General features: G+C 67.4%; 6 protein-coding genes and 4 pseudogenes. 5 read left to right on the forward strand and 5 right to left on the reverse strand.

Going from position 1 to position 5,934, the window contains the following annotated elements:
- A partial coding sequence (locus KUM44_RS28610; RefSeq protein ID WP_217212463.1) for a transposase occupies positions 1–432 on the reverse strand: 432 nt, incomplete at its 3' end.
- 194 nt (positions 433–626) lie between these two features.
- Here KUM44_RS28610 and KUM44_RS28615 point away from each other — a divergent pair.
- The 3 genes and pseudogenes from KUM44_RS28615 to KUM44_RS28625 all read left to right on the forward strand — a co-directional run bounded on the left by KUM44_RS28615 (position 627) and on the right by KUM44_RS28625 (position 2,242).
- Positions 627–914 (forward strand): hypothetical protein, encoded by a 288-nt coding sequence (locus KUM44_RS28615; protein ID WP_217212466.1) that lies wholly within the window; start codon positions 627–629, stop codon positions 912–914.
- Between the two features lie 102 nt (positions 915–1,016).
- Positions 1,017–1,166: pseudogene (locus KUM44_RS28620) on the forward strand (transposase); the annotation flags it as partial.
- Positions 1,167–1,342: 176 nt separating this feature from the next.
- On the forward strand, positions 1,343–2,242 hold the full coding sequence (locus KUM44_RS28625) for an aminoglycoside phosphotransferase family protein (RefSeq protein WP_217212467.1): 900 nt from the start codon (positions 1,343–1,345) through the stop codon (positions 2,240–2,242).
- Here the strand turns inward: KUM44_RS28625 and KUM44_RS47670 are convergent.
- The 3 genes and pseudogenes from KUM44_RS47670 to KUM44_RS45790 all read right to left on the reverse strand — a co-directional run.
- Positions 2,239–2,448 carry a transposase gene (locus KUM44_RS47670; protein WP_374202084.1) on the reverse strand — a complete coding sequence of 70 codons (210 nt, stop codon included), beginning with the start codon at positions 2,446–2,448 and terminating at the stop codon, positions 2,239–2,241. The genes KUM44_RS28625 and KUM44_RS47670 overlap by 4 nt on opposite strands.
- A gap of 83 nt (positions 2,449–2,531) precedes the next feature.
- A pseudogene (locus tag KUM44_RS47675) lies at positions 2,532–2,675 on the reverse strand (hypothetical protein); the annotation flags it as partial.
- Positions 2,615–3,001: pseudogene (locus tag KUM44_RS45790) on the reverse strand (IS5 family transposase); the annotation flags it as partial. The pseudogenes KUM44_RS47675 and KUM44_RS45790, both read right to left, overlap by 61 nt.
- 49 nt (positions 3,002–3,050) lie before the next feature.
- Here KUM44_RS45790 and KUM44_RS28635 point away from each other — a divergent pair.
- Positions 3,051–3,727, forward strand: a pseudogene (locus tag KUM44_RS28635) (IS5 family transposase); the annotation flags it as partial.
- A 196-nt stretch (positions 3,728–3,923) separates the two neighbouring features.
- Positions 3,924–4,145 (forward strand): hypothetical protein, encoded by a 222-nt coding sequence (locus tag KUM44_RS45795; protein WP_254390252.1) that lies wholly within the window; start codon positions 3,924–3,926, stop codon positions 4,143–4,145.
- 807 nt (positions 4,146–4,952) lie between these two features.
- Here KUM44_RS45795 and KUM44_RS28645 read toward each other — a convergent pair.
- Complete coding sequence (locus tag KUM44_RS28645) at positions 4,953–5,825, reverse strand: RNA polymerase sigma factor SigF (RefSeq protein WP_217212473.1); 873 nt, start codon at positions 5,823–5,825, stop codon at positions 4,953–4,955.
- Positions 5,826–5,934 lie beyond the last annotated feature (109 nt).

Below are 5,934 nucleotides of genomic sequence, written 5' to 3' on the forward strand. Positions count from 1 at the left end.
GACCTCGCCGGTGGTCAGGCCCTTCGCGGCCAGCGAGATGACCATCTCGTCGACGCCGGTCAGGCGCTTCTGCCGCTTCTTGACGATCTTCGGTTCGAAGGAGCCGTCGCGGTCGCGGGGCACGGTTATCTCCACCGGGCCGACGTCGGTCAGCACGGTCTTGGAGCGTCTGCCGTTGCGGGAGTTGCCGCCGTTCCTGCCGGCCGCATCGTGCTTGTCATAGCCGAGGTGGTCGGTGATCTCGCCCTCCAGGGCGGACTCGAGCAGCCGCTTGGTCAGTTGCTGCAGCAGCCCGCCCTCGCCGGTCAGTTGCAGGCCCTCGGCCTGGGCGCGGCCGACCAGCTCGTCGATCAACTGGTCGTCCACGGCCTTCGTCGACGCAGCTTTCGTGGGCTCGCCGGTCTCGGACTCGGACACGTTCTCACTGGTCATCGATGCATCTTCCATGATCGGGAGTTACACCGAACGTCTTACAGTCCCAACGTGGATGCCTCGTTGCTCTCTGGGAACTATGCGAGTGGGAAGCTTCGTTGGGGTAGATGCGTAGATCATCTGCGGGTAGGCCATGCAGTGGTTGGTGTGGGCCTGCCTCTTGAATCGCTGTTGTCTGAGGAAGGTGCATGCGCATGGCCAACGTAACTCCGCAGCTCAAGGCGTTTCTGGACCGCAAGGGGCTAATCCTTATAGATGGGAAGGATGGCTCCGGCGGCCCAACTGTGGACGTCTACAGGGAGGCTGATCGGGACCGGGCCCCCCTTGGAGCGATCGGTCGCGCCATACCGTGGGGCCCCCCGGGGTATTGGAAGGCCTTTGCCATAGCAGCTGACAGTGTCTATCCCTCCCTTGATGACCTTGACGGTGTCCATCCGACCCTCGACGCGACCGTGTACGCCATCGTCGGCTACGCCACTTAGCGTGGTGGCATGAGAGTGGATAGGTGTTTTATCGTCACCTGAACGTGTGGCGTTGCGGTATCCCGGCCGGTCGGCGGCCATGGGTATGTTGGGCTGTTCGCCGTGAGCGAGCGCAAGCCCTACAAGACCGACGTGAGCGACGAGCAGTGGGTGCTGGTCGAGCCGGTGATCGGCGCGTGGAAGGCCGCGCATCCCTCGGTCAGCGGCCATCAGGGTCGGTACGCGATGTGGGAGATCGTCAACGCACTGCTCTAAGAGCAGCTAACACAAAGAGGCGGGTCGCCACCGAGCGACTGTGATGCTGAGTGTCGATCATGCTCCGCTGGGCTTCCGTGTGTTGCGAAATTCGGTCGACAGGGGGAGCCGCGAACCACTGTGATGGCTCCAACTGCCCGTCGCAGGGACCGGGCTGGCCACAGGAACTGCTCTTGGTAACCGTGAGAGTTGCGGACACCCGCCCCCAGATCGATGGGGCACTGGTCAGGCGTCTGGTCGATACTCAGTTCCCGCAGTGGGCGGGACTGCCCTTGAAGCCGCTCAACCCGGCTGGCTCCGACCATGTGATCTACCGGCTGGGCGAGGAGCTGTCCGTCCGGCTGCCCCGCCATGCCGGAGCCATCGGGCAAGCCAGGAAGGAATTCCAGTGGCTGCCCCGACTCGCCCCGCACCTGCCCCTCGCCATCCCGGTCCCGGTAGGGGTGGGTGACCCGGACTTCGGTTATCCGTGGCCCTGGGCGGTGTCCCGCTGGCTGGACGGTGAGGTGGCGACCGTCGAGGCGCTGGCCGACTCCTCCAGGGCCGCCATTGAACTGGCCCAGTTCTTGACCGCCCTGCAGCAGTTCGCGCCCGAGGACATCCCCGCCGAGAACATCCGGGAAGACCTCACCGGCCGGCCGTTGTCCGACCGGGACCACGCGACGCGGCTCGCCATCGCTGAGGTCGATGGCATGTTCGACGCCGCAGCGATGACCGAACTGTGGGACGCGGCGCTGAGCGCCCCCGGATGGGACCGCCCTCCGGTGTGGTTTCACGGCGACTTCCACACCGGCAACCTGCTGACCGTCGATGGCCGCCTCAGCGCCGTCATCGACTTCGGCGGGCTCGGCACCGGTGACCCGGCCTGCGACCTGATGATCGCCTTCACCCTGATGACGGCCGACAGCCGAGCCGCCTTCCGCGATGCCCTCGGCGTGGACGATGCCACCTGGATACGGGGGCGTGGCTGGGCTCTGGCCACCGGTCTGAACGCCTACACCGCCTACGCCGCCGTCAACCCCCAAGTCGCCGCGCAGACCACCCGGCAGATCACCCAAGCTCTCATCGGCTAACAACGGCAACACAATGAGTGGAGCTGCCGTTGAGTGATCAGGCAACAGGCGAGCTTGAGGAAGGCTTCGTGGATGTCGGCTCGCCGTTCCCAGCGGATCCGCAGTCGCCGGAAGCCGTGTAGCCACGCAAAACTGCGCTCGACCACCCAGCGGTAGGTGCCCAGCCCGGTGCCATGTCGTGTTCCGCGCCGGGCGATCGCGGGCACGATGCCGCGTTTGCGGACCTGGTCGCGGTGGCGTCGAGCAGCGGCAGGAGCTGGGTGACGTCGTTGCGGTTGCCACCGGTCAGCAGGACTGCGAGCGGGGTGCCGTGCCCGTCCGTGATGAGGTGGTGTTTCGAGCCGGCTCGGCCCCGGTCGACCGGCGACGGGCCCGTGTGGCTCCCCCTTTTAGGGCCCTGACGTGGGAGGAGTCGACCACGCAGCGGGACCAGTCCAGCTTCGCCTCCGCATTCAGTTCGGCGAGCAGGACCTCGTGCAGTCGCTGCCAGACGCCGGCCTCGTTCCAGTCCCGTAAGCGTCGCCAGCAGGTCATGCCTGAGCCGAAGCCGAGATCCTGTGGCAGGTACTCCCACTGGATCCCGGTGTGCAGGACGTAGAGGATCCCGCACAGCACCTCCCGGTCGGGCAGCGGCTTGCGTCCTGGATGCCGGAAGCGCCGCTCACGCTTCGGCAGCAGCGGTTCAAGACGATCCCACAGCTCATCCGACACGATCCACGGCGACTTCCCCACACCGGACCGAACGCTCAACTCCCGCATCGGACACGGCGATCAGTGCCGATCCACCTCATTGTGTTAGCCGTTGTAACAGGGCCGGACCGGGTGCCAGTGGGAGCTGCTTCCCCACGACTTTCCGCCGCCCGGTGCGGTGAAGTACTACTTCTACACCTGGCGTGACGACGGCATCGATCAGACCATTCATGACCTCCTGCGCTGGCAGGTACGGGAGATGGCGCGTCGGAAGGCGGACCCGAGCCTAGTGGTGCTCGACACCCAGAGCGTGCACGCGGCGGCCGGAGTGCCCGCTGAGTCGACGGGGCGGGATGCGGCAAAAGAAGTACCGGGCCGCAAGCGCGGCCTGGCCGTTGACGTTCTGGGGCTGGTGATCGCGGTAGTCGTGGCGGCCGCGTCGGCGCACGAGAACGCTGTTGGCATCGCGCTGCTGGACAAGGTCGCCGCCGACACCGACACCTGCAGAAGGCCCTGGTCGACCAGGGCTTCAAGAATGCCGTCGTCGCGCACGGGGAGAAGGTGGGCATCAAAGTGGAGGTCGTGGAGCGCAACCCCGCGCAAACCGAGTTCGTTCCCCAGGCCAAGCGGTGGGTCGTGGAACGCGCCTATGGGATCTTGATGCTGCATCGCAGGCTGGTGCGCGACTACGAGCATCTGCCCCGCAGTTCGGAGTCACGGGTGTACTGGGCGATGACCGCGGTGATACTGCGCCGGCTGACCGCGGCGACCGTGCCCGCCTGGCGCACCGCATGACCGGCGAGGAGCTGACCCTCGGCGCGGTGCTGGCACGGCTTGAAGAGCGCGACGCGAGATCACCGCGCAGGCCGAGACGACGCGGGAACAGGTCACGAAGCTGACCGCCCAGCTCGACGAACTCGGCCGGGCCGCCGAAGAAGTCCGGATCACCCGTAAGACACTGCTGGGGCTGCCCGACCCGCAACCGCCCGCGGTGCCAGCACCGAAACTGCCGGACCATCCGGCCTACCAGCAGAACATGGCGGTGTTCACCGCCGCCGACCACCCGCTGCGGGCTCGGCACGTGTGTGAGGCGATGGACCTGCCGGTCGCGCCCAACAACATCAACAACGTCCGCCTCAAGCTCAAGCGGCTGGCCGGCCGCGGGATCCTGGCCGAGACCGAGCCAGGCTTGTTCACCCAGCCTCGGCCGTAGTCGACCGACGTCGTCACGACCTGCCCGCTTGTCCCGCACGAAACGAGGAATCGGGCATCAGGTCTCATACCGCCCTCTGAGAATGCCGTCGCGCCGTTCCGACGGGGCAGGATCGTCAGCCCAGCGCTGGTGCAGGGGGGCGGGCGGCTTCCTGGATATCGCATAGAGGCAATGCCAGAGCCTCGGCTAGTTCCGCCAGTTCCTCCTCGGTGGGCCGCACGGGGCCGCGGGCGCCGTCCTCGGCGAAGACGCGGATCCGCGGAGTGCGAATGCCCGTACGGTCGGCCAGAGCCTGCGCGTTTAGGCGCCTGCGTCGCATGGTCTGTTGCAGCAGCTGTGAAAGTTTGGCCATTCCGTTCCTCTGCCCTGGACCAGTCGGTTCAGCCACCCGCATACGGGTGGCTCCGAGAATTGGCCGGCTGGTCGGTGATCCGCGCGGACTGCACGGACAGCATGGGCCGCGGCCCGGCAATCCGCCGCCAGCAGGGCAGGATGGGCCCATGCTCCCGCCCTACTGGGCTGAGAGCGTCTGGCCCCCCCGTGCCGCCGGGCGAGCGGCCCTGCTTTTGCACGGGACCCCCGCGAGCCGCGGCACCGCCGGCCCACCCGTCCGTCCCGGACGACACCGCGCGGATCCCTGATCCGCTGCCCACGCTCACCCCGCTCTTGAGCCATGGGGCAGGCCAGGCAGAGGGGTGGGGCCCTGCGGGCGAGACGTGTCCCCACCCCTTCCCCGCACCGACCGCTCGGTAGCCGAGGGCCCGAGTCGTTTCGACGTGGCTGTGGGGAGCAGATGAGCCCGGCGGCCTAGCGTCGGCCGGCGAGTTCGGTTCGGAGCCGGGCGAGGGTGCGGTTCAGGATGCGGGAGACATGCATCTGCGAAATGCCGAGTTCCTTGCCGATGGCGCTCTGCGTCATGTCGGCTGTGTAGCGGAGGGCGAGGATCTTGCGCTCGCGAGCCGGAAGAGCGGCGATGAGGGGTTTGAGCGCGTGCAGGTCCTCGACCTTGGCCAGGTCCGGGTCCGCGTAGCCGATGTGGTCCGCGAGGGTGTCCTCGGGGCTCTCGGTGTCGCTCGGGTAGTCCAGGGATGAGGTGGTGTAGCCGTTGGCGGCGACTAGTCCTTCGAGGACCTCGTCTTCGCCCAGGTTCAGGTGCCGGGCGAGTTCGGGCACGGTGGGTGCGCGGCCGTGGGTCTGCTCGAGGTGCGTCACCGCCTTGGTCAGGTCCAGGCGCAGTTCCTGAAGTCGGCGCGGGACGTGCACGGCCCAGCTCGTGTCGCGGAAGTACCGCTTGATCTCGCCGATGATGGTCGGCATGGCGAACGTGGGGAACTCGACGCCGTATTGCAGGTCGAACCGGTTGATGGCCTTGATCAGCCCGATGGTGCCGACCTGCACGACATCGTCGTACGACTCACCGCGTACCCCCACACGGCCGGCCGCGAAGCGCACCAGGGCGAGATTGAGCTCCACCAGGGAGTTGCGCACGTAGGAGTACTCCGGTGTGCCCTCTTCCAGCGAGTCGAGCCGCGCGAACAGCGTCTTGGACAGGGCTCGGGCGTCAGCCGGGCCGACGTGGGCCGGGTCGGGCAGGGGCGGCGGGTCTTCCAGGCCCGGCGCGACCGCATGCGCGGTGCCCGGGCCGGTGGTATGTCGCTTCCCGCAACCGAAGAGGTGGATCGGCCTCCGGCCAGCGGCGCTCCGTCCCGTCCGCTTTGCGGGGGCTGTAAGCCTCCTTGTGCTGTGTTGGTTGTGTCGTTTGGGGGTGGTGGTGGGGTTGGGGTGGTGG

This window comes from Streptomyces sp. AC550_RSS872, assembly GCF_019049285.1.
In the GTDB taxonomy this organism is placed as follows: Bacteria; Actinomycetota; Actinomycetes; order Streptomycetales; family Streptomycetaceae; genus Streptomyces.